The 378-nt window shown below is 64.3% G+C and carries 1 protein-coding gene; it reads left to right on the forward strand.

Translation table 11 applies throughout. The annotated features are described in order from the left end of the window. Positions 1–12 precede the first annotated feature (12 nt). Positions 13–378: ATP-grasp domain-containing protein (locus AC0L20_RS40145; RefSeq protein ID WP_473295692.1), on the forward strand; the 366-nt coding region annotated here is incomplete at its 3' end.

Here is a 378-nt window from a genome sequence, read left to right on the forward strand (position 1 = left end):
GTCGCCAAAGCAGTGACCGAAGCCCTGGGTGGCCGTGGTCTGTTTGGCGTGGAGCTGTTCATCAAGGGTGAGCAAGTGTGGTTCAGCGAAGTGTCGCCGCGCCCGCATGACACCGGCCTGGTAACCCTGATTTCCCAGGATTTATCGCAGTTCGCCCTGCACGCGCGCGCCATCCTCGGCCTGCCGATTCCATTGATCCGTCAGTTCGGGCCGTCGGCCTCGGCGGTGATTCTGGTGGAAGGGCAGTCGACCCAGACGGCGTTCGCCAACCTGGGCGCCGCATTGAGCGAGCCGGACACGGCGTTGCGTCTGTTTGGCAAGCCAGAAGTGAACGGCCAGCGCCGCATGGGCGTGGCGTTGGCGCGGGATGAGTCGATT

Source organism: Bradyrhizobium sp. Kon58, assembly GCF_055807455.1.